General features: G+C 48.7%; 23 protein-coding genes. 10 read left to right on the top strand and 13 right to left on the bottom strand.

The features are described from left to right. Positions 1-339: 339 nt before the first annotated feature. Positions 340-1407, top strand: a complete 1068-nt coding sequence (locus tag ASF12_RS21315; protein ID WP_056039214.1) for a permease — start codon at positions 340-342, stop codon at positions 1405-1407. Further along, positions 1404-2306, top strand: coding sequence for a TIGR03943 family putative permease subunit (locus tag ASF12_RS21310; RefSeq protein WP_056039210.1), 903 nt, complete (start codon positions 1404-1406; stop codon positions 2304-2306). Before ASF12_RS21315 ends, ASF12_RS21310 begins: the two co-directional genes overlap by 4 nt. A 123-nt stretch (positions 2307-2429) precedes the next feature. Here the strand turns inward: ASF12_RS21310 and ASF12_RS21305 are convergent, their stop codons facing one another. The 3 genes from ASF12_RS21305 to ASF12_RS21295 form a co-directional block, all read right to left on the bottom strand. Then, on the bottom strand, positions 2430-2849 hold the full coding sequence (locus tag ASF12_RS21305) for a hypothetical protein (protein WP_056039207.1): 420 nt from the start codon (positions 2847-2849) through the stop codon (positions 2430-2432). Positions 2850-3050: 201 nt separating this feature from the next. Continuing rightward, the gene (locus ASF12_RS21300; RefSeq protein ID WP_056039203.1) at positions 3051-3854 is read right to left on the bottom strand and encodes a (2Fe-2S)-binding protein; all 804 of its coding nucleotides are present in this window, start codon (positions 3852-3854) and stop codon (positions 3051-3053) included. Next, on the bottom strand, positions 3847-4821 hold the full coding sequence (locus tag ASF12_RS21295) for an alpha/beta fold hydrolase (protein ID WP_056039200.1): 975 nt from the start codon (positions 4819-4821) through the stop codon (positions 3847-3849). The genes ASF12_RS21300 and ASF12_RS21295 overlap by 8 nt, the downstream gene beginning before the upstream one ends. Before the next feature lie 141 nt (positions 4822-4962). Between ASF12_RS21295 and ASF12_RS21290 the strand changes: the two genes are divergently transcribed. Next, a complete protein-coding gene (locus ASF12_RS21290) occupies positions 4963-5814 on the top strand; it encodes a polysaccharide deacetylase family protein (protein WP_056039197.1) in 852 nt (283 codons plus the stop codon). Positions 5815-5944: 130 nt separating this feature from the next. Here ASF12_RS21290 and ASF12_RS21285 read toward each other — a convergent pair whose 3' ends face one another. The 8 genes from ASF12_RS21285 to yicI all read right to left on the bottom strand — a co-directional run bounded on the left by ASF12_RS21285 (position 5945) and on the right by yicI (position 14653). After that, positions 5945-6640, bottom strand: coding sequence for a 3D domain-containing protein (locus ASF12_RS21285; protein WP_056039193.1), 696 nt, complete (start codon positions 6638-6640; stop codon positions 5945-5947). A 108-nt stretch (positions 6641-6748) separates the two neighbouring features. Continuing rightward, a complete protein-coding gene (locus ASF12_RS21280; RefSeq protein WP_056039190.1) occupies positions 6749-7531 on the bottom strand; it encodes a CAP domain-containing protein in 783 nt (260 codons plus the stop codon). 366 nt (positions 7532-7897) lie between these two features. Continuing rightward, positions 7898-8845, bottom strand: coding sequence for a DUF4097 family beta strand repeat-containing protein (locus ASF12_RS21275; protein WP_056039188.1), 948 nt, complete (start codon positions 8843-8845; stop codon positions 7898-7900). Further along, on the bottom strand, positions 8842-9402 hold the full coding sequence (locus ASF12_RS21270) for an HAAS signaling domain-containing protein (protein WP_056039184.1): 561 nt from the start codon (positions 9400-9402) through the stop codon (positions 8842-8844). Before ASF12_RS21270 ends, ASF12_RS21275 begins: the two co-directional genes overlap by 4 nt. Next, the gene (locus ASF12_RS21265) at positions 9399-9719 is read right to left on the bottom strand and encodes a PadR family transcriptional regulator (RefSeq protein WP_046228543.1); all 321 of its coding nucleotides are present in this window, start codon (positions 9717-9719) and stop codon (positions 9399-9401) included. The genes ASF12_RS21270 and ASF12_RS21265 overlap by 4 nt, the downstream gene beginning before the upstream one ends. Positions 9720-10214: 495 nt before the next feature. Beyond that, positions 10215-11234 (bottom strand): Gfo/Idh/MocA family protein, encoded by a 1020-nt coding sequence (locus ASF12_RS21260; RefSeq protein WP_046228542.1) that lies wholly within the window; start codon positions 11232-11234, stop codon positions 10215-10217. A gap of 59 nt (positions 11235-11293) precedes the next feature. Next, positions 11294-12064 carry a sugar phosphate isomerase/epimerase family protein gene (locus tag ASF12_RS21255; protein WP_056039181.1) on the bottom strand — a complete coding sequence of 257 codons (771 nt, stop codon included), beginning with the start codon at positions 12062-12064 and terminating at the stop codon, positions 11294-11296. A gap of 267 nt (positions 12065-12331) precedes the next feature. After that, positions 12332-14653: an alpha-xylosidase gene (yicI, locus tag ASF12_RS21250; protein ID WP_056039180.1), complete on the bottom strand. Its 2322-nt coding sequence runs from the start codon at positions 14651-14653 to the stop codon at positions 12332-12334. Between the two features lie 150 nt (positions 14654-14803). Between yicI and ASF12_RS21245 the strand changes: the two genes are divergently transcribed. The 3 genes from ASF12_RS21245 (at position 14804) to ASF12_RS21235 (ending at position 16778) form a co-directional block, all read left to right on the top strand. Then, complete coding sequence (locus ASF12_RS21245; protein WP_063892622.1) at positions 14804-15772, top strand: helix-turn-helix transcriptional regulator; 969 nt, start codon at positions 14804-14806, stop codon at positions 15770-15772. Between the two features lie 150 nt (positions 15773-15922). After that, positions 15923-16150, top strand: coding sequence for a hypothetical protein (locus ASF12_RS21240; RefSeq protein WP_046228538.1), 228 nt, complete (start codon positions 15923-15925; stop codon positions 16148-16150). Positions 16151-16346: 196 nt separating this feature from the next. After that, positions 16347-16778 carry a hypothetical protein gene (locus ASF12_RS21235; RefSeq protein ID WP_056039176.1) on the top strand — a complete coding sequence of 144 codons (432 nt, stop codon included), beginning with the start codon at positions 16347-16349 and terminating at the stop codon, positions 16776-16778. A 98-nt stretch (positions 16779-16876) separates the two neighbouring features. Here the strand turns inward: ASF12_RS21235 and ASF12_RS21230 are convergent, their stop codons facing one another. Together ASF12_RS21230 and ASF12_RS21225 are read right to left on the bottom strand one after the other, a co-directional pair. Continuing rightward, the gene (locus tag ASF12_RS21230) at positions 16877-17941 is read right to left on the bottom strand and encodes an anthranilate phosphoribosyltransferase (protein ID WP_056039173.1); all 1065 of its coding nucleotides are present in this window, start codon (positions 17939-17941) and stop codon (positions 16877-16879) included. Between the two features lie 12 nt (positions 17942-17953). Next, on the bottom strand, positions 17954-18574 hold the full coding sequence (locus tag ASF12_RS21225; protein ID WP_056039171.1) for an ANTAR domain-containing response regulator: 621 nt from the start codon (positions 18572-18574) through the stop codon (positions 17954-17956). 301 nt (positions 18575-18875) lie between these two features. Here ASF12_RS21225 and nirB point away from each other — a divergent pair, with 301 nt between their 5' ends. From nirB to cobA, 4 genes are all read left to right on the top strand, one after another. After that, positions 18876-21311 carry a nitrite reductase large subunit NirB gene (nirB, locus tag ASF12_RS21220; RefSeq protein WP_056039168.1) on the top strand — a complete coding sequence of 812 codons (2436 nt, stop codon included), beginning with the start codon at positions 18876-18878 and terminating at the stop codon, positions 21309-21311. An 18-nt stretch (positions 21312-21329) separates the two neighbouring features. After that, complete coding sequence (gene nirD, locus ASF12_RS21215) at positions 21330-21641, top strand: nitrite reductase small subunit NirD (RefSeq protein WP_056039167.1); 312 nt, start codon at positions 21330-21332, stop codon at positions 21639-21641. Positions 21642-21741: 100 nt separating this feature from the next. Continuing rightward, positions 21742-22611 (top strand): formate/nitrite transporter family protein, encoded by an 870-nt coding sequence (locus ASF12_RS21210; RefSeq protein ID WP_056039164.1) that lies wholly within the window; start codon positions 21742-21744, stop codon positions 22609-22611. Further along, positions 22611-23420, top strand: a complete 810-nt coding sequence (gene cobA / locus ASF12_RS21205) for a uroporphyrinogen-III C-methyltransferase (protein ID WP_442952550.1) — start codon at positions 22611-22613, stop codon at positions 23418-23420. Before ASF12_RS21210 ends, cobA begins: the two co-directional genes overlap by 1 nt. Positions 23421-23705: the final 285 nt, after the last annotated feature.

The raw sequence follows: 23705 nt of genomic DNA, 5'->3' as shown, positions 1-23705 counted from the left end.
GGCGACTTAACAATCGGACTAGCCTTCAATATTCCATAACGGGGAATTTCCGGAGAAGCATCGGCAGTGCGAGTCGCTGCGTTCCGCTTTCGGCTCGGGGGCCCATTCGGCTTCAGGCTTGCACCGGTTCACACCAACCACCGGCTCTCTGGACGCAATTTACCTGCACGTACTTGTTCCCGTCATCGCATTTACAATGATTATACAGCCCTAACAGCCAATGTCAAGCTGCAGGGCATCCGCTTTTGGCTCATAAAGTTGTCCTATTCTGCTTTTCGGACGCATAAACTGTGATATAATCGTAATTATTACTATAAGAAAAGCGGGTGTGGTTTTTTTATGCCGATTATTAGATTTCGCTACATAACCGTGCTATTGGCGCTTGGCTGTGCCGGAATATTCGCCGTCCTTGCTTTTAATCGCCCATCAGCTTTCACCTTTCTCGATTATGCCCATGCCCAGTCGTTCAAAATTACATTTCTGAGCATTATTTTAGAGGCGATACCGTTTATTCTGCTTGGCGTGCTGTTCTCCGGTCTGCTTCAAGTATTCGTGACAGATGAGATGATTCGTAAATTTACGCCTAAAAATCCCATTGCCGGTGTGCTGTTCGGCGGTTTGCTCGGGCTTGCTTTTCCGCTGTGCGAATGCGGCATGATTCCCGTCGTCAGGCGGCTTATCCGCAAAGGCATGCCCGCTTACATTGGCATTGTTTATTTGCTTGCCGGACCCGTCGTCAACCCGATTGTGTTCACGGCTACCTTTACCGCTTTTCGCTCAGCTCCGGAAATGGCCTATGCCCGCCTTATTCTTGCGTTTGCGGTAGCAGTCATTATTGGGCTGATTATGCATTTATTTATGCGCAAAAGCCCTCTTCGCGACGAACACACGCCGCAGCTTGCTGTACATTCCAGTCATGGAGATCATCACGGGCATCACACACATAAGCATGATCACAGCCACTCTCACGAACATCATCATCAGGAGCAACGAGGCAGTCTCGGCAGCCGATTGTCCGCCATGCTTGGACATGCTTCGGATGAATTTTTTGAGATGGGAAAATATTTAATTTTCGGCGCTCTGATTACTGCGGCAATTCAGACCATTATGGACAGAAGCGTACTTGCTTCTGTAGCTGATCAGCCTATGCTTTCTTATATAGCTATGATGGCCTTTGCCTTTATTTTATCAATTTGCTCTACATCGGATGCCTTTATCGCCGCTTCCTTCGGCAATGTGTTTACAAGCGGCCCGCTGCTTGCCTTTCTCGTATTTGGCCCGATGATTGATTTCAAAAATATGCTCATGCTGCTATCCGCTTTTCGGCTCAAAATTGTACTGGCGCTCGCCCTTCTCTGTTTCATTTTAATTGGGCTTGGCTCCTGGATTATGGAGGTATCGTTATGAAGCATCACCTGCTTAGAGCTTTCATTTTGACTGCATTTGCTCTACTTATCGTTTATTTATCCCGTTCCAATCAGCTCTCCTTGTATATTGCGCCAAGGATGGAGCTCTATGTAAAGCTGTCTGCTCTCGGATTGTATGCTGCAGCCATCCATCAGCTGTTTCTAGCCTTGAAAATACGGCGCCAGCAGCATCAGCATACGGCTGAATGCGGCTGTGTGCACGCTCCATCGCCATCCGTATTCAAAAACACGGTCATCTACAGCCTTTTTATTTTTCCGCTAGCGCTCGGCTTCCTCTCTCCTGCTGGTGCTTTGGGCAGTACGGCCGCATCGAAAAAGGGCGTAAGCTTTGCCGCTTCTACTACGGTTCAGCCGCTCGGCACCGAGCCTAGTCAGCTCGCCGTCTCCTTGCCTGAACCGCCTTCTTCCCTTGCACCGAAGCCGCTGACTTTGGAGGAGCGTTTCCCTTACGATGAATACACGAAGGCTCACGCCGAATACGGCATGAAGCTGTATCAGAAGCAGAAAATTGCCGTCCCGGAAACGACCTACATCGAGACGCTGACAACACTCGATTTGTATCGCGATAATTTTATGGACAAAACAATTGACATTAGCGGGTTTATTTACAAAGAGGATGACATGGGAGAACAGCGTTTTGCCGTTAGCCGTTTCGCCATGACCTGCTGCTCGGCGGATGCCGTGCCGTATGGATTAATGGTTCAAGTCAGCCATGCAGACGATTATAAGGATTTTGCCCCGGATGATTGGGTAAGCGTCTCGGGCAAGCTGATGACCTCCATGTATAACGGCAACGAAATATTGACCTTAAAGCTGAACACGATTAAACGTATTGAAGCGCCCGAGTCGCCTTATGTCTATGCGAATTTTGATTTTTAGCCATCCAGCATGCGAATAATATCAAAAGAAGCCTCCGGCTCATTCCGCTACACGAACAGCGGTTCCGGAGGCTTCTTCAAGCTATCGCCATCAGCTGCTTCAATTTCAGCGCTACACCCTGCTTTATTCGGCACCTGGGTACAGCTCGCGCAAATTCGATTGGCGCGGCTGCTTGTAGCGGTAGCTCCAGTTCGACGTATTGTAATTTGACTCATAGCAGACGCTTGCCGACCATGATCCCGCCCCTTGCTTTACGGCAAAATCGTACATAATCTCGCCATGCGTCCAATTGCGTCTATATTTAAGGCCTTCGATCGCCATCTTTCTGAAATCCTGCACCTGCTTAGCGGTCATGCCTGAGTTCAACTTTTCAAATTGGCCGTTTCTCGTCTCTAGAGGATTATGCCTCATGCCAAATTTCCCAACCGCATTGTTGCGGATATGTATACATACCGTTCCTGCAATCGCATTCATTAATTCCTCTTCCAATTGCCGAAATACAAAATCAACTTGTCTTGCTAGTGACATTGATTCCAATTCCATACCCATACTCCTCCTGGTTGTAAAATAGTCATTATATATAAGCGTTTCCCTAATTATCTCTATATGTGTAGTTCTTGGGACTCATTATAGTTCAAAAATCATGAAGTTACAATAAGAAAATTCGCAATTTTCAGTTAATTAAATTTAACCAAAAAGATCATTGCAGGCCCTTTATGAAAGGGCAGCAATGATCCTTCAAAATCAAATTGTTCGATTCAGCTTTGCCCGATGCTCCATGCGGCGCTGAACCCGCTCCGTCTCGCTGCTGCGCGGACACGTATAGCAATAACGGCCGCCTTCAACTTTATAATAGTGGCAGCAGGCATATTTAATGCGCATCTGTTTCTCTGGGTCATCAATAGCTTCCGTATATTGGAATTTAACATCCAAAGGATTTCTTTTGCGATGAAAAATCGCAGGATCAAGCGCCTTCGCCGTTTTATACAGCGAGTCAATGGATTCCTTCACCGCTTCGCTTTCCGAGGAAGCCATGATGACGCCATACTCATATTCCAGCGAAGTGGGCAGCTGCCCCCATAACAAGCTTGCTTTGGCCGATCCAGCACGCTCTATGCTATGAAAAAACGGAGCGATCGTCTCATGAAAAAACGTTTCAAGCTGTGCACGCACCCATTCGCCAGCCGACTCCTCCGTAGACGGAGATTGGAGCAGCTCAGCCTTATTTAACCTGAAATACACATTATAATAACCGTCCGCTTTGCACACATAAAGCGTCAAATTATCCAGCGACATATTTGGTGCCATACGGTATTTCGCCAGCATATAAATGAGGGCCAGCATCGGCCTGCGAAACCAGGAGGCTGCATAAACTTCAGCCACTATCTGCTCCTTCCCCATCACAAGCGGCTGGTATACGGCAAGCAGTTCCTCCATCACAGGCTGTTCAAGCAAGGCAGCAGCAGCACTTGTGTAAACCACTTCATCAGGCTCAACTACGCAAAGATTAAACCGCTCCTTTAACAGCCGATATATGTCTTCAGCCATTTGTTGAACCCGGAACGAAGAAATTCATAATTTGATCATGCAGTCCTGGCAAACCCTCGTGGCCAAAATCCGGATAAATTTCCACCCGCTTCGGTGACTGAATTTTATTATAGACCGCAAACTGGGTCGAAGGCGGGCAAATCGAATCACTGAGGCCTACGCCAAGCAGCACTTCTCCGCGAATCCGCTCCGCAAGAAATTGAATATCAATATAACCGAGCTTTGTAAAAATCTCTTCCTCGCGCTTATGCTGCGGATCGAAATGGCGGAAATACGTACGCAGTTCAGCATAGGCATCAAGCGCCAAGTCCATCTCATACACGCGGCGATAGTCGCTGAGGAATGGATAAACAGGAGCAAGCTTCTTCACGCGCGGCTCCAGTGCAGCGCAAGCAATCGTGAGCGCACCGCCTTGCGACCAGCCCGTTGCATATACCTCATTTGCATCCACCTCTGGCAAATCCATGGCGATACGAGCGAGCTGTGCCGTGTCCAGAAAAATATGACGGAACAGCATATTATCCGCTTCGCCATCAAGCCCGCGAACAATATGCCCATTATGCGTCGTTCCTTTGACGCCGCCTGTATCCTCCGAGTAGCCGCCTTGTCCACGTACGTCCATCGCCAGCACCGAGTAGCCAAGCGATACGAAGCTCAGCTTATCTGCCCAGTCTCCTGAAGAACCCGAGTAGCCGTGGAACATAACGACTGCTGGGTGAGGCTGCTGAGCGCCTTGTCTAGGGCGAAGATATTTGGCATGAATTCTCGCGCCGCGCACCCCTGTAAAATACAGGTCAAAGCATTCCGCTGAAGCTGGCTGGAAAGCGTTCGGGACCATTTCAACATTCGCATCTGTTGCATTGAGCTCGGCAAGCGCGCGATCCCAATAAGCCTCGAAATCCGCTGGCTTTGGACTTCTGCCTTGATATTTATGTAATTCATGAACAGGCATATCTAATAGCGGCATTATTTCATCCTCCATCTTATCTTCTTATCCCGTTAATTTTAAGCCCGTGCCCTTCACTTGTAAAGCGGATGAAAGGCGTTATTTAGGGGAAAATAACGTTTATTCCGGCTGTTTGCCAGACCGAATGGAGGACGTCATGTAATGCTCCAGCGCCTGAACAAATTGTTGATTTTGCTGCTGGTTATCGCCACCTTCCTGACATCTGCGGAAGAGCTGAACGCCAGCTCCAAGGCAAGCGTACAGACGGCGGCCATAACAGACAGCAGCGGCAGCCTTAGTCAGGCGGATAAAGCCAAAACAGGCAAAAAACGCCGCTCTGACAGCGTGTCATGGGTTAAGCTGCAGCAGCGCTATCCCGGCGCCTATTTTCTCAATGGGCCGCGGCATAAAAAAGAGGTCTCGTTAACCTTTGATGATGCTCCTGATCCGCGCTTTACCCCTGCAATACTGGATATATTGGCGAAGCATCACGTACAGGCAACTTTTTTTCTTGTAGGCACGCGAGCGGATAAACATCCCGAAATCGTAAAAAGAATTCATCGCGAAGGCCATATCATCGGCAACCACTCTTATAATCATGAGGTGATGTCGAAGCTTTCACCGAATGATTTTCACCGTCAAGTGTGGCGTACCGATACGATCATTAGTCGAATCATCCCGTATCATCCGCACTTTTTCCGGCCCCCCTATGGCGAGATGCAGCCTAGTCAAGTCGCTTGGGCCAAAAACAACGGCTATATTGTTGTGAATTGGGATGTTGATTCAGCGGATTGGAAAAACAATCCGACCAGCTCGGCCATTTTACGGAATATGCATAAAACGCTGCGCTCAGGCTCCATCATCTTGCAGCATGCCGGCGGCGGCGTCAAGCAAAGCCTCTCTGGCACTATCGAGGCGCTTCCACAGCTCATTGCCTCCCTCCAGCAGAAGGGCTATCGCATCGTCACGCTGCCAGAGCTGCTCGAACAAAGTGCGGAGAGACACATCCGTTAGCCCTGTGTTGTAATTGCAATACAAACAAGCCCAGCGCTCCTCGGGTGCGAGGAACACTGGGCTTGTACATAGGGTTATTGGAGTCAGCGTTAAACTAAATAACGCAACAGACCTATTTCAAAATAACGCTCTACTTTACCATATATACTTTAACGTCTTGAATGCCGAAGCTTTGAGCAGTGGCTGTGCTGCCAGGTACAAAAATATCGATGCGATTGCCTTTGATCGCTCCACCCATGTCGTTTGCTACAGCAATCATGCCGCCATCAGGCAATCCATCATAATCGTAGCCTGTCACATAAAGCTTCGTTCCAAGCGGAATAACCGAGGAATCTACCGCCACTGTTCCTACTTTAAGCGGATTGCCAAAATAATCGACGGCGCCCCATTTTCCATTTTCCGACGCTGCCGCTGTGTAAGCGGTCGCTTTTACATTCAGCTGCTTGCTGAACGTATAGCTGTTGCCGTTGCTTGCAATAATGCTTTTTGCAGATAGGCTTTCAGCCTTAATCGTTGCTGCTGCTTTTGGCTGCGCTTGAGCGCTTGCTTTAGCTGCATTGTCGGCATTTTTCGCTGCCTTGGCATTCGTTTTCACCGCTGCTGCTGCAACTGGAACATTTAATTTCATGCCTACCATTATGTTCAGCGGATTAATTTTGGAATTAGCTGCAAGCAGTTTATCTAAATCAACCTTATACTGCTGGGAGAGCTTCCAGAACGTATCGCCTTCTGCCGCTTTATGTGTTTGGGTTGCCGCGTTAGCGGGAGCTGCTGCCAGCGCGCAGGAAAGCACGAGAGCAGCAGCTGTAATACTTAGTTTTTTCATCACAAATATCCTCCAAAATCGATTAAGTCCATAGTTTACTAAGCCGCGCGGGCAAGGAGCTGCGCGGCGTGAAAGATTTAGCTAACGATCGCCTGTTTCTGTTCACTTCTAGTTCGTAAATTCTTGTACCCATTGGCCGTTGTAGTAGCCAACACCGATTTTGCCGAAGTTTTTGCTCAAAATATTTTCACGGTGACCTGTGCTGTTCATCCATGCTGTCATTACTTCAGACGGGTTGCGTTGTCCGGCAGCAATGTTCTCGCCAGCGTAAGAGTAGCTAACACCGAAGCTCTTCATCATATCAAACGGCGATCCATAAGTTGGGGACGTATGGCTGAAATATTTGTTGTCCGCCATATCCTTCGCTTTGGCTACCGCGACTTTTGTCAGCAGCGCATCGACCGTCAAAGCTGGAAGACCAGCGCTTGCACGCTCTTGGTTTACGATTTTGACGACTTCGCTTTGATAAGCGCTTTGATCGACAGTTGTACCGCTGCCCGAATTCGAAGAACCAGAGCCTGTTCCTGTCGTTGGCTTCGTGCTGCCAGTGGAACCAGAGCCTGTGCTTGGCTTCGTTGTGCCTGTGCTTGGCTTAGTTGTGCCTGTGCTTGGCTTAGTCGTGCCTGTGCTTGGTTTGCTTGTACCAGTACCCGTTGGCGTTCCGTTAGGGAAGCTGATTGTAATGCCGTTAAAATTAATTTTGCTCAAATCAATTCCGTATTGCTCCGCAATTTGCTTCAACAAGTCTTGGTCAATGCTATAAGCCGTAATCTTGGAGTTCGCCTTCACTGCTGGTGCTGCTCCCACCGTCGATGGTGCTGCTACGCCTGCTCCGATTAATGCGGCTGCGGCTACGGCAGCGACACCTACTTTAAATGGTTGCTTCTTCATTATGAAATCTCCTCCTCGAAGTTGTGTGTAATTTGTGTGTGCCGGTCATCCCGACGCAAACTATCGTAACATGGCATTTGGGCGGTTACACGGCTCAAAAAATGGTAAAACAAGCGTTTTTCACGCGAAATAAACCGTTTTCAGACGTTTATGAGAATCATCTCACTTTGGAAATCCGGGTGAAAGAATAGCCGCAACTGCCTTTTTTCACTCTTCGCCAGCTTGTCATCCAAATGAATGCTCCGCCATATTAGAATCCGCTCATAAACCCCTCATTTTCCAAGCGCAAACCGTTTAAAAAACAGAAAAAAGCCCCGCTGCGCTTGGCTTTGCGGGACTTTCAGCTTGCTGCTTATTTTGCACACGCTATTTGAGCGTAATATTGCCCGAGCTTGTTTTCAAATCAATTGAAAGGTCCGATCCAGTCCCAATTGTGCCAGCAAAGGAACGATCATCCTCTTTTTCCGTTTGAACATTGTCCCATTCGACCTTCTGGCTGCCGGATGTTGTTTTCAGCTTAATTTCGGCAGACTGTGGCGGCTGCTTAGCTTCAACGACGATATTGCCAGAGGTAACGTCAAGCTTCATGCTATGAGTAATGGTTTCCGATTCAACTCTTATTTTCCCACTGCTCGCTTGGCCATACAGCTCTCCCGTACCATTAATAAAGCTTGCATTGCCGCTTGTCGTGTTGAATTCAACCGTTTCTGCCTTATAGTCTTCTATCTTGATGCTGCCGGAGCTGACATCCAGCTTCATGCTCTCACCAGTAACGCCAAGCAGCTCAATTTTTCCGCTTGTCGTTTCAAAATCCATCTCGTCCGCAGACAAATCCTCCCCCTTCACACGTCCTGATGAGGTTAGCATCGCCAAGGTGCGGCTGTTCATATCGGAGGCGCTGACGTTGCCACTGTTCGCCTTCAGCGTCACCTCATCCCATTGGCGCTCCGGCAGCTCTACCGTCAGCTTAAATGAAGAATAGTTGATACCGATGGTAAAACCCGTATTAAAGCTGCTTTTAATGACTAACCTGTCGCCATCCTGCTCCGTCTCAAGCTTTAGCTTGTTTAAATATTTCGAGCTTGCCCGGCCTTCCAAGTGTACAACAATCTTATCCGAGCTCCCTGGCACCACTTCTATATCCATCGAGCCAGCTTCTACCGTCAAGCTGCTTACGCCAGCTGCATCAACTGTTTTCTCCTGCGATACAGGCTTCGTTCCGAAGGACAGCAGCTCATCCCAGCTAAAAGAATATATCGCTCCAGCCAAGCCGATTCCAATTAATATAAGCGCAACTGCAATTGCCTTTCTCATTGTTTTTTCCCCCTGATGATTTTCGTATTAAACTTCAAATATTTAATCGTTGCAGCGAAAAATCCTTTTGTCAGAGCATTAACGCCTATGCCCAGCAAAATGCTCAATCCAATGCAGACGAGCCCAATAGAGGCTGCTTGGGTTAGTGTAAACATGCCGCTCCACGTGCTCTCCAGCACCGTTGTGACGCCTGCCAATCCAAGCGCTAGAGTAGTCGCCCATAGGGCAATAAGCACGCCAACTGCAGCCGCATAAGGCCCCAGTACAAATACGATATTGAAAAATCCCAAGCTCACTGTTGCAAGCACCGCCTTAGACGTATTGCCGAAGCTTTTCTTCGCTTCAGCCCGTTGTACTTTATAACCAAGCAGCAGTTCGCTCGCAATCTGCCTTGGGTCGCCTAGCTCCAATGCAGCCTCATGCTCGCTCTGCCCATTTTCCTCTGCCTGCTGAAAATGACTGTAATAATCGAACAGCCACTCGCGGCGCTGCTTATCCGGCACTTTCGCGAGCAGCCTCTCCAGCTCGCTCATATAATTGTGTTTCGTCATCATCATGGACGGATTCCTTCCTCAATAATTTCATTTACGGCTGTCGAGAAGCTCGACCATTCATGAATGAGCCCTCGCATATGCTGCCAGCCCGCCTCCGTCAGTTGATAATATTTCCGCGGAGGTCCTTCATTCGATTCTTTAAGGTAAGTCGAGAAGTAGCCTTCCAGCGTTAGGCGATTGAGCAGCGGATATACACTCCCAACGGCCACCTCGAATTTGGACGATATTTTCACTGCCAGTTCATATCCGTAACGGTCTCCCTCAGACGTCAAGACGAGAACGCATAGCTCCAGCACACCTTTCTTGAACTGCACATTCATACACGACGCTCCCTGCTTTGCTTAAAATGCAAAAGCCTCAGCTATTCGATATTATCGAATAGTGAATTAAACTTCCTTGCTGTTAAGCTAAATTTACCACATGCTATTCTATAATGCTATATACTAAGCTAAAAACAATACCAGCGCCCGAGTGTCTCTCCTCCTTAAGACGGAGAGACGTTAAATAGGATGGTGAAATAGGAGCTGCGCTGTTGCGTGAAAGGCTTGGCCTACGATCGTCATTGCCTTTGCATTTCTTGAATTAAACCTCTCTGAGGTTGAAATGAAAAGGCAAAAACGAACGCTATCGCTTCTCCAGCTCAAACCTTTCTCTCCACCACTTGCCACTTTTCACCTCCAAATTTAAAAGCCTCCACCATTTAACTCGGCGAAGGCAGTTTTTTGAGGGATAACGCGCTTGGCTCGTTATCCCTACCATATAGTGAGTAAAATCATGTAACACATACTTAATTAAAACCCTTATATAGATGGAGATTAGTTGATGTCGATGAATTTGCCTGTTGCTTGGGATTCGAAGGCGCTCAAAATGACTTTAAGCGATTTGCGGCCCTCTTCGCCTGTTACAGGTGGAGTCGTGTCATTGACGATGGAGTCAATGAATTTATCGATAACAAAGCTCGACAGCTGCTTCTCATTTGTGGAGATTTCGCCTGTTTTGTAGCGCTCTACTGTACCGTCGCGCAGTTCAATGATGACTTGATCTTCCGGGTGCGTACCGATTTTCATAACGCCTTTGGAGCCCCACAAAATCGTGCTGTTGTCTTCGCCTTTGTAATAAGTCCAGCTCGCTACAAGCGAACCCATCGCGCCGCTCTTCATACGAAGCACGCAGTTTGCATTGTCGTCTACATCGCTGTCTTTATCTACTGTGCCAACGAAGCCAGCAATTTGCGCCACTTCATCGTCAAGCAGCCAGCGGATCAAGTCGGATTTGTGCACGCCAAGGTCGCCCATTGCGCCCATGATTGCTTCCGGCTTGCGGAAAAACCAGCTTTCCGCGCCATCAATGCTCCATGCATCCGGGCCCGGGTGGCCGAACGACGTACGGAATGTCAAAACTTTGCCGATAATGCCCGTTTTCAGCAAATCTTTCGCTTTTACATGCGGCGGCATGAAGCGTTGGTTATGTCCAACCATCAGCTTAACGCCGTTTTTCGCTGCCGCTTCAATCATTGCTGCCGCTTCTTCATCCGTAGCTGCCATTGGCTTCTCAACCAATACATGTGCGCCAGCGTTTGCTGCTGCAATCGCTACTGGTGCATGAAGCGCGTTCGGTGTACATACGCTAACGGCATCGGGCTTAATTTCAGCCAGCATCGTCTTATAATCTGCAAAAGCTTTGCCGCCATGCTTCTCGGCATATCCTTCTGCACGCTCAATAATCGGGTCAACGAATGCGACTAATTCTACATTTGCATTGTCTGCATACTCCGGAATGTGACGATATTTCGAAATGGAACCGCAACCTACTACTGCTACTCTAATTTTGCTCATTATTAATGTATCCCTGCCTTTTCAATAAATAATGGATAAGGTCATTCCCTATTTGCGAATTAAGCGTTCAGAAAATTGTTTTTCAGCCAGTCCATGCTTTCCGCTACTGCTTCAAGCGGAGGATTTGCGCAAGTGTCCTGCTCAACGATCAACCATTCTGCACCCGCTTCAACCGCACTATTAATGATAGGAAGCAGCGGAAGATCGCCACGGCCAAGTTCTACCGTATCAATTGGCAATTGGCCATTGTTGTCGCGGTAGTCCTTCAAATGAAGCAAAGGCAGACGTCCTGCATATTTCGCAATGTAAGCGAGTGGATCTTTGCCGGAAAATTGTACCCAGCCGATATCCATTTCCACTTTCAGCAGCTCAGGGCTGATTCGCTCATAAAGCGCATCAAATACTTCTTTGCCGTCGATCTCCACTTTAAATTCAAAATCGTGGTTATGGTAGGCAAAATCAATACCCGCTTCGCGGAAACGTTTACCATACTCCTCAAAAGCTACAAAATGCTTCGCCCAAGCTTCAGCACTGCGCTGATCATCCAGCAAATAAGGACAGATCGCATATTTTGCGCCGATCGTTTTCAAGTAAGCGATTTCTTCATCCAGTTGGCTTTCCAGCAAATGCAGGCCGATATGGCTTCCGATTGCTTTAAGTCCAAGCTCTTGGAGCAAGTCACGCATTTTTTCCGCTTCAATACCGCCGTAGCCTGCAAACTCCACGCCTTCATATCCCATTGCCGCAACCTTGCGCAGCGTGCCCTCGAAGTCTTCCGCTGTTGCGTCACGGAGCGTATACAATTGTAAACCAATTCCGATTTGTCCCACTTTGGCCGCACTCCTTTATATTGTGAATTTAGTTTCTCAAGTCTTGTACCTTACATTTCAAATTATATAGAAGGAGCGCTGCAAAAAACAGCTGTCTTATTAGTCTTTTTATATGTTATTTTGTTGAATGCTGTCTTTTACTCTAAGAAAAAAACGCCCTGCGACGGCTGTTGATGCGGTCGTCACAAGGCGTTGGTCTGTTTTTAAAAGCACATCCGGCATTATGCCGTTTGTTTCTTTCAATATTTATTTCAGTTTTTATTTCAATTACTTCAGCGTAATCGTAAATGCTGTTTCTTTCGCACCAGCAGCAATTGATACCGTGCCGTCTTGAAGCGAAGCAGCGCCATCCACTTTAGCAATTTCGCCAATACCGTGTAGAGCCAGGCTGAGCGCTTTACCGCTGCCTTGTACCTTAACGGCTACTTCCTTGCCTTCGCGCTTCATAGTAACGAGCAGCTCGGCAGCGCCTTTAATGTCGCGAACGGTGGATGATGCAGATGCTCCATCAGCGAGGCTGTAAGCCGTCAGCTTCACGCCGTCAGCAAAGTCATAATCCGGCTTCGTATCATTCGCACCGATTGCGATGATTGAATTCGGACGAACGAACAATGGAAGCGAGAGGAAGTCATGCGTTTCCTTAAGCCATTTTCCGCCTTCTACGATTTCGCCAGTCAGAAGATGCGTCCAGCTGCCTTCCGGCAAATAATATTGTACAAAGCCATTTTCGTCGAATACAGGGGCAACCATGATGGAATCACCCAGCATGTACTGGCGATCAAGGAACTCGGAAGTTGGATCTTCCGGAAATTCCAGCACCATCGCACGCATCGACGGCAAACCTTGCTCCACCGCTTGCGCAGCTGTATTAAACAGGTAAGGCATCAGGCTGCATTTGAGCTTCGTGAAGAAGCGGGTAACATCAACCGCCTCTGTATCATACGCCCAAGGCACCCGGTACGATCTGCTGCCGTGCAGGCGGCTGTGGCTGGAAAGCAAGCCAAACGCAAGCCAGCGTTTGAAGACATGGGCTGGAGCTGTACTCTCAAAGCCGCCGATATCGTGGCTCCAGAAGCCAAAGCCAGACAAGCCCAGCGACAGGCCGCCGCGCAGCGATTCAGCCATTGACTCGTAATCCGCGTAGCAATCGCCGCCCCAGTGAACGGGGAACTTTTGACCGCCAACGGTAGCGGAACGCGCGAACAGCGCAGCTTCATTTTTGCCCAGCTTCTCTTCCAATACCTCAAATACAACCTTGTTATATTGGTACGTGTAGAAATTGTGCATTTTCTCAGGGTCAGAGCCGTCATGGTACACCACATCGGTCGGAATGCGCTCGCCGAAGTCCGTTTTGAAGCTGTCAACGCCCATATCTACAAGCTCCCGCAGATAGCCTTTGTACCATTCGCATGCCGCAGGATTCGTGAAGTCCACGATAGCCATGCCCGGCTGCCACATATCCCATTGCCATACGTCGCCATTTGGCTTTTTGATCAAATAGCCATTGTCTCTGCCCTCTTCAAACAGACGGGAGCGCTGCGCGATGTAAGGGTTAATCCATACGCAGATTTTAAGCCCCTTCTCTTTCAGGCGTTTGAGCATGCCGACAGGGTCCGGGAATATCCGCTCATCCCATTTGAAATCCGTCCAATGGAAATCGCGCATCCAGAAACAGTCGAAGTGGAATACATGCAGCGGCAAACCGCGCTCTTCCATGCCATCGACGAAGGAATTAACCGTTGCTTCATCATAATTTGTTGTAAAAGAGGTCGACAGCCACAGGCCGAACGTCCATGCCGGCGGCAAAGAAGGCTTGCCTGTCAGTGCGGTATATTTTCCAAGCACCTCTTTAATCGTTGGACCATCAATGACGAAATATTCAAGGGATTCGCCAGGCACATGGAATTGAACCTTCTTCACTTTCTCCGAAGCAATTTCGAAGGAAACGAGATCCGGCTGGTTGACGAATACGCCATAACCTTTGTTCGTTACATAGAACGGAATATTTTTGTACGCTTGCTCGGAGCTTGTGCCACCGTCCTGGTTCCAAATATCGACGACCTGGCCGTTGCGCACGAAAGGCGTAAAACGCTCGCCGAGGCCATAAACCCATTCGCCTACACCAAGATCCAGTTCTTCACGCATATAGGCTTGCTCTTTGCCTTCCGTAATATACGCCATCGACTTCTGCCTGCTTCCGGTAATGCGCTCGGAGCCACGGTAGAAATCCACTGACCACTCGGGACCTTTACGAATATGAACGCTCAGGCTGCCGCTTGTCAGGATCGCTGCTTCTTCTGTTTCTTCTATAGTAACGAAAGTTCCCGTTTCCTTCGTCAGCTCGAATACAGGACCGCGCTCACGCACGCCCATGTGATGAATCAGCTTAACGCCGACAACGCCCGGCATCGGAGAATGAAACCGAACCGTAAGCAGCATCGTATCTAACATATTGGAACGTGACAAAATAGGACGCGGAGACGCATATGCCGTAAGCACGCCATCCTTTTGCTCGAAATCATGGGCTTGTACCGCGCCCAGAAGGTCATACTGTTTACGTAGCATCCAGTTGCCGTCAGTAAATTTCATAATAGAACCGACCTTTCTGCTTTTATATCGATTATTTGACTTTAAAATCGTTCTATTTTGCATTATACTGATAAGCAAAGCAACAAACTAACAGAATTATGCCCGTTTATAACACCATTCTGATTTCTTCATCACCGGAGGTTGACTGCAATGGATTTGACGCTGCGTCATTCGCTCAGGGAAGACCGCATGCATGGCGATGTTACCTTTCCTCTTGCTGCTTACTGGATGGAATATGCACCTGGCGAGGTAAATGTAGATTGTCACTGGCATGACGAGGCTGAGTTTCTAGTTGTGCTGGAGGGCGAGATGCTCTTCCAGATTGACACCGAGTATTTTCCCGTTCGCGCTGGAGAAGCCGTCTTCATCGACAGCGGAGATATTCATGCCGGACACTCTTTAAATGGCTCCTCCTGCACCTATTGCGCCATCGTATTTGACGTTCGCTGGCTGGATAGCACTAGCTACGATGCTGTACAGGAAACCTGCGTTCGTCCGTTCCAGGAGAAGAAAAAGACGTTTCCGAGACATATATCACCGGACAGTGGTTGGAAGCGGCAGCTGCTCTTCCTGCTCCGTTCAATGATTAACTGCTGCAGAGCACCCTATGCCGGATTCGAGGCTGCGGTGAAAGGGTATTTCTACTTAATGCTGCATGAGATCGCTATTGAAAACCGGGCATGCAATCGCAGTGAAGCAAGATCGGATGACAGAACCCGAATAGAGCGGCTTAAGAAAAGCATCCTCTATATCCAGCTGCATTATCGCAGGCCAATACGCATTGGCGAGCTGGCGGAGCAAATTCCGATGAGCGAAGGACAGTTTTTCCGTTTTTTCAAATCAATGACGAGGCAGACGCCGGTTGAATATTTGAACGCCTATCGGGTAAACCAGGCGGCCGAGCTGCTGCTGCACACGGAACGCAAAATTTCAGACATCGCGCTGGAGGTCGGTTTCGACCATATCAGCTATTTTGTTAAAGTGTTTCGCAAGACGTTGAACTGCACCCCGTCCGATTTTCGCAAGCAAAAGCGGAATCCGGTCCAAAATGGCCCATTACAAGGTGAAACGGCTGACGCTGCTCTTTGGCGGCAAGGCGCGTTTCAGTCCGAGAAATAGAAGCCTATTATAGGTGCAAACTTATACATTCTTATGTTTTTAGAAAAAATTACGATTTTGTAACCTTTTCATAACTTTTTTTTAAGATTCGCTTAAGATTCATCAAGTAAAGTAAAATTAAAATTAACCAATGAGCGGAGGAATTCCTTTATGAAAACAATGCTGTTGTTTCAAAATAAAACGATTCCCGTCTATATAACGGATACGAATAAAAAAGCTGTCGAGAAACTTACCGATGTACTGAACCGCAAGCTGAACACTGGCAAAAATGCGCTCAAGCTCTGTATCAAGTCGCTGATCAGCGTCGAAATCGTCGGCAGCGAAGCTACGCTGCATTCGTATCATGAGAAGGATACGTTAACGATTTCCCTTTACTAAGCTAGAGTATGCTGCTGCAAGCTGAGTCCTTGCTGCTCCAGCAATTGGACAAGCTGTGATTTTAGGTTTTGATTGTGTACGGTTCAGGCAGGCGATCTGGCATCGCCTGCTTTGCTGCGTTTAGACGACTACTAGGCCATTGCTGAAATTTCGATACATGTTATACTAGATTCAATGACTACATGGAGGCTGTTAAATGAGCGAACAAATTAACCGTATTGAACAGTTATTGATCCAATTTGCGCAGCAAACGAACGAACGGCTTGATCAGTTTGATAAGCGTCTTGACCAAATGGACAAGCGTTTTGACCATGTAGATAGTCGCCTTGACCAAATGGACAAGCGTTTTGACCATGTGGATAATCGCCTTGACCAAACAGACACGCGTCTTGATCAAATTCAAATCCAGCTGGGGCGCATGGAACAATCGCAAAATGACGATGTCATTAGCATACTTCGTCATACGCATGACAAAGTTTCGCATTTGAATCAAAATGTTACCAGCCTTAAACAAGATGTGGAATACATCGTTAAGGAGCAATCCATTATTAAGCTCGAAATTGAACGTTTAAAACATAAACAACCGCTATTTTCCAGTCAATATAAAAATGTGCTCGATGATCACTAATTCATCCCATACCAAAAAGCAGCCTTCAAATTGCCCGCGACGCGAGCTTGAAGACTGCTTTTTTTCATGTAAATCATAGATTCTATTCACGGTTAAAATTACGGCGTCGTCACAGTCGCCTTATGAAGCTGCTGCTGCTCCGAGATGAGCAAGCTAACCTTCCACTTCTCATAGAGCTCCCATGCCACCCCATTGTCGATCAAGTCCTTGCACGTGTACAAGCCCTCTTCAATGGAATCGACTCGCTCTGCCAAATGAAGCCGGACCGCAGCGTTAAGCAGCACCTGATTCATAAAAGCGAGATGCCCGCCTCCATTAAGCACGGCCTCCGTCACAGCCATTTGCTCCGCGGGCGTCCAGTCCACGTCGGGTACAGGCAGCTCCAGTCCATAGGCATCTGGGTCAATCATTTGCAGGCTGGCTTCGCCATTTTCTACCTGATACGTTCTAGTTGGCCGCTCGATGAACAAATCCTCCGAGCCCTCCGTCCCTTGCACAATGAGCGCCTTCTTATAATTCAAATTCGTCAATAGCTTCGACATGCGGTCAAATACCGTATTGTGATAAACGCCGAATGCGAGATAAGGCGAATGTCCATAATCCACAAGCTTCTCAGCTGTGTTCAATACCGTTCGCATGCCCAATTCCTCGCGCAGCCCGTGCAGCCGCTTAAGCGGCGGGCACCACTCTTCTGCGGGAACGAACAGAATGCCCGTCTCCCTTGCAGCTTCAAGCGATGCCTCCTGCGAAAGCAGCTTCGGATTTATGCCCATTTCGAGCAGCAGATCCTGCAGCGTAATGCCCCATTTTGGAGGAAGGGAAGCTGTACCGTGCAGCGTGACCGGCAATCCGGCAGCCGCTAAGACGAAGGAGGTGGCGAATGTGGCGTAAAATGATTTTTTCCTACCGTCGTATGGCCCTGCGCAGTCAATTCCCTCCTGCACATGCTCGCGGCGGGCCTGGCTCCGGCACACGTTGACGAAAGCTTCAAGCTCCTCAACGCTTTCCATCTTAATTCGCTCCGCCATAAAAAAAGCACCGATCTGCGCCTGAGTCGCCTCCAGATTCACAATCCATTCGGCTGCTTGCACCGCTTCATCATAGGTCAAATCACGCGCGCCCCTCTTCCCGCGCCCGACTTCCTTCAATAGATTGGTAATCATCGGTACTCCCCCTTATTTCTGCTCCTGCAGCAGCTGATATACCTTTACAATGGACGTCGCTACATCCACAAGGCGTTTGCGTTCATTCATAGCCTGCTTGCGCAGCAAATCATAAGCCTCCGCTTCGGAAACTTTTTTAATGTCACATAAAATGCCCTTCGCCATATCAATCCATTTTCGTTCTTCCAGACGGCCCTCCAGCTGCTGGCGTTCCAAATGCCACTGTTGCCGCTCACTGCATTGCTTGGCTCCAAAATGGAATGCCCAATGCAGCTCCTGCTCGCTCATAAGCGGCGTTATGATGCCATCCACCGGAAGATCATCCTCGCAAAAAGCATTCGAAAGCGTCGCGGTTTCGGCACTGCACCACCAAAGCATCGGAATTTTTTTCCAGCCCAGCAGTTTAGTGCCCCAGTACTTTACCTCGTTTAATGGGAGATTCAATACAACTGCATCCGATTGGGCGATATGCTTGCGCGCAAGCTCCTCGCTGCCGCCATGCAATACAAAATAACCGCCGGACTCCAAAATAACTTCGGGCAAAAGCCTGCTTAAATCGCGGTCTGCCTGGTTTTTCGGTCTTACAGGCTCCCAATCGGCAGCTTTATGTTCAATAAGTAATAAAGAACGCATTCAGGAGCGCCCCCTCCTATTTGACTGTTGTGAATATTTATAACACAAACTCCTTTAATTTGTCGACACCTCAATTTATGCAACAATTTACGTCAGGTATATTGACATGATATAAAAATCCAGTGTATAGTAGCACTATCAACTATAACGTTTTTCACGAGTACAATGGCGTATTCGATTGAACCGGCAATGGAGCCTGGTTTCGTTCTACCAAGGAAGCACAACTGTGTCCTTGGGAGCGAAATCAGGCTTTTTATATTTATCCAGACAGAGCTGCCCTATTTGAGAGGAGAGAACCATGATGACAATCCCTAAAAAATTAGTACTTATCGGCAACGGCATGGCAGGCGTTCGTGCAATCGAGCATTTGCTCAAGCTGGCCCCAGACACTTATGAGATTACGATTTTCGGTGCGGAGCCGCACCCTAACTATAATCGTATTATGCTGTCCACCGTCTTGGCAGGCAGCACCGAGCTTAAAGATATCATTATTAATGATTGGGATTGGTACAAGGACAACCACATTACGCTTCATACGAATCAAGCGATCAAAAAAATTGATACGCAGCGCAAAGTCGTCATTTCCGAAAGCGGCATGGAGGCCCCTTATGATGAAGTCGTTATCGCAACAGGCTCCAAGCCGTTTATGCTCCCTATTCCCGGCGCAGATAAAGAAGGCGTCATTGCCTTCCGCGATATTCAAGATTGCGAGAAAATGTTCAGCGCAGCCAAATCGTATAAAAAAGCAGCCGTTATCGGCGCAGGCCTGCTCGGCTTAGAAGCTGCCCGCGGCTTGCTCAATCTCGGTATGGAAGTCACCGTCATTCATAAGCATCCTTATATTATGGAACGCCAGCTCGATGAGGCAGCCTCGCTCATGCTGAGAAAGGAACTTGAAGCTCAAGGCATGAAATTTCTGCTCAGCAAGCACTCCGCTTCAATTACAGGCCGCGGCAGAGTCAAGGAGCTGCAATTTACCGATGGCAGCCATTTGGCTACCGACCTGATCGTGATGGCCGTCGGCATACGCCCGAATGTGGATTTGGCGAAAAGCTCCGGTATTGACTATAACAACGGCATACTCGTCGATGATTTTATGAATACGAATATGGCCCATGTATCGGCACTTGGCGAATGTGTAGAGCATAGGGGCGTTGCTTACGGCCTTGTGGCTCCCTTGTATGAGCAAGGCGCGGTGCTCGCTAAACGTCTTGCAGGCGTCGAAACGACTGGTTATGCCGGATCGGTCACTTCCACCAAACTAAAAGTATCTGGCGTCGATGTCTTTTCAGCGGGGCGCTTTATTGAGACGGAAGGCTCGCGGGCGCTGCGGATTCAAGATGATATGGCGGGCACTTATAAAAAAATCGTTATCCGGGGCGGCAAGCTGATTGGTGCGGTATTGTTCGGCGATACAGCGGACGGCGCCTCGTTGTTTGCTTCCATAAAAAGCGGAGAATCGATTGAAGGCCGCGAGAAGGAGTTGCTGCTCGGCATTTCGAACGATTTGCTTGGCAAATCAGGCGGCAGTGCTAGCCGGCTGGAAAACATGCCCGACGATGAAATCGTCTGCGGCTGCAACGGCGTCACTAAAGGTGCCATCGGCGATGCAGTCCTTAACAAAGGCTGCCATACATTCGGTGAGCTGAAAGCCTGCACGAAAGCATCCGCATCCTGCGGCGGCTGCAAGGCCGATATCGAAGGATTGCTGCACTTGTTCGCAGGTGACGCAGTAGGCGAATCCGCGAAGGAAGGCATTTGCGGCTGCACATCGCTTAGCCGTGACGAAATCGTAGAACAAATCCAAAGCATGCGCCTGATGACGATCAAAGAAGTGATGCATGTGCTCGACTGGAATAACAAAGAAGGCTGCTCGAAGTGCCGCCCTTCCCTCAACTACTACCTGGGCATGCTGTTCCCAGAAGATTATGTGGATGAGAAGGAATCCCGCTTCACGAATGAGCGTTATCACGCCAACATTCAGAAGGACGGTACTTATTCCGTCGTCCCACGTATTTATGGCGGAGTCACAACTCCAGCAGACTTGATTAAAATCGCTTCGGTAGCCGAAAAATTCAATGTGCCGCTAGTGAAATTTACAGGCGGCCAGCGCCTAGACCTGTTCGGTGTTAAAAAAGAGGATTTGCCCAAAATGTGGGAGGAGCTCGAGATGGCTTCGGGCCACGCCTACGGCAAAACGCTCCGGACCGTAAAAACATGCGTCGGCAATACGTTCTGCCGCTTCGGTACACAGGATGCCATGGCCATGGGCATTAAGATGGAAAAGGCTTTCGAGCGTCTGAACGCTCCGGCAAAATTCAAGCTGGCGGTCTCCGGCTGTCCCCGCAACTGTGCGGAAGCAACGATTAAAGATTTGGGTGTTGTAGCGATTGACGGGGCATGGGAAATTCATGTTGGCGGCAATGCTGGTGTGAAGGTAAGGGCCTGCGACTTGCTGACAACGGTGAAAACAGAAGACGAGGTAATGGAATGGACGGGTGCTTACCTGCAATACTACCGCGAAACAGCCCAGTGGAATGAGCGTACCGCCCACTGGATCGACCGTGTTGGCCTTGATACGGTCAAAAAAGCGTTGGAGAAGCAAGAAGACCGCCTCGCGCTCGTTGAACGTGTACAGAAAACGCTCAGCCTGACGACAGACCCTTGGAAAGAAATTGTGGATAACGATGAATTGCGTAAAAACTTCGAACCGATTGCCGGCCCACTGCCGGTTTAACATCAGGAGGGATTAAATATGAGCAAACTGCTGATTGGCAAATTATCTGATATTGATGTTCGCGGCTCGCGCACCGTGCGCGTGAAGGAGACGGAAATTGCTTTATTCCGTCTTGAGGACGGCAGCGTGCTCGCTATTGAAAATCGTTGTCCGCATAAAGGCGGACTTTTATCCGAAGGCATGGTATGCGGTACGGTTGTCCATTGTCCGCTGCATGATTGGAAGGTTGACCTCCATAGCGGTTTGGTGAAGGACCCGGATGACGGCTGCGTAACGACTTTTGCTACTGAAATTGATCCAGATAACGGCGCCATTTACGTGGTTATATAATTTATATCTTTTATAAATATTACTTATTTCCAATTCTCATCGCTTTACTTCTATAATAAAGAGCATGTTAGGCGATTCCTAATCTTAAGGAGACATTATTATGTCCTATATCAAACCCGCAGAAGTAATAAATACAATGATTGATACTGGGACTGCGAAAGCTAATGCGAGCACGCTGCAAATGGTCATCCGCGGTTTTCTCGGAGGCGCAATTTTGGCCTTTGCCACAACGCTTGCGTTTACGGCTGCCAGCCAAACCTCGCTTGGCCTTGCAGGCGCTCTCGTATTTCCCGCTGGGTTCGTGATCATCGTCCTCCTTGGATTGGAGCTTGTGACTGGCAGCTTTGCACTAAGCCCTCTATCTGTCGTTGCCCGCAAGACGACCGCAGCCCGCATGCTGTCCAATTATTTCTGGGTCATTGTCGGTCATTTAATTGGCTGCGCTGCATATGCGCTGCTGTACGGCTTAGTCATAACAAAAATGTTCACCGATATGAGCAATCCGCTCATTCAAATGATTATTCAGCTTAGCGAAACGAAAACACTCGGCTACAAGCATATGGGGTCTGAAGGCATGATGCTTGTTGTCATTAAAGCGATTTTGTGCAACTGGATGGTGACACTCGGCGTCGTAATGGCGATGACGTCCAAATCAACGGGCGGCAAAATCATTGCGATGTGGCTGCCCATCGTTATTTTCTTCGCCCAAGGCTTTGAGCATGCGGTCGTCAATATGTTCGTCATTCCCGCAGGCATGCTGCTTGGCGCTGACGTCAGCTTTGCTGATTGGTGGGTATGGAATCAAATTCCGGTACTCATCGGCAACTTTATTGGCGGTGCAGTATTTACGGGGATGCTGCTGTATTTGTCCCATCATTCGCCGACAAGCCAAGCTTTGAACGTTAAAGCAACGATAAAATCCGAACCGGCAGCAGCTGGAGCAGTAACCTCCAAAGGAGGTGGACTATGATGAAGCAGTCAGCAGGCACGGTTTACATTGTCGGAGCAGGTCCGGGCGATCCCGAGCTCATTACCGTTAAAGCAATGCGGCGCATCCAGTCGGCTGATGTTATTTTGTATGACAGGCTCGCTACCACAGAGCTGCTCGATTATGCCAGCAAAAACGTCGAGCTCATCTATTGCGGCAAAGCACCAAACGCCCATGCCATGCCACAGGATAAAATTAATCAACTGCTTATACAATACGCTAGCCAAGGAAAAAATGTCGTTCGCCTGAAAGGCGGCGACCCCTTCGTCTTCGGACGCGGCGGCGAGGAGACGCTGGAGCTTGCCAAGCATGGCATTCCTTATGAGGTGATACCCGGCATTACGTCGGCGATCGGAGCTGCGGCAGCGGCGAATATTCCGCTGACTCACCGCGAGCATGCTTCATCCTTCGCCTGCGTCACAGGCACCCGCTGCCATGGCGATAAAGCGCCTGTACGCTGGGATCTGCTGGCACATAGCGTGGATACATTAGCCATCTATATGGGAGTCAGCCAGCTTGGCGCCATCCGCGAAGAACTGCTGAAGCATGGAAAAGCCGCTTCGACGCCCGTTGCACTTATTGAGCGAGGCACCACCTCGAGGCAGCGTACCTTTACTGGCACACTTGAGCATATTCATCATCTGGCCGCTTCCGTACAGCTCAGCAACCCTGCGTTAATTATTATCGGTGAGGTTGTCAAAGTGCGAGAGCAGCTGCTTATGGCAGAGCAGCAAGCGGCACAGCAAGTAAAGCAACAAGAAGAGCAGCAAGCAGAGCAATTGATTGGCTGACAGAAAAGTTTAAATGATTGAGGCCTCGGGGAGCATTGCTCTCCGGGGCCTCATGTGCATTTAGAGCAGCGCCTGCTGCCACTTACTAGGTTGGTATTGCAAACGATAATCGGAGTTTCAGAAACTTGGCGGACACAGCATCCGCTATTTCAACAGGATAACGGTTATGAAGAATCCTGCGGACTCAGTGTAACTAGAATAAAAAGTGGACACAGCGTTAAGGAACGCCTAATAATAGACGTAACGAAAAAGAAGAGGTGTCCGCGAGTGGGAGAACAACGGCAA

Origin of the sequence: Paenibacillus sp. Leaf72 (assembly GCF_001422685.1) — a bacterium.
Classification (GTDB): domain Bacteria; phylum Bacillota; class Bacilli; order Paenibacillales; family Paenibacillaceae; genus Pristimantibacillus.
This window is presented reverse-complemented; position numbering and strand designations above follow the sequence as displayed.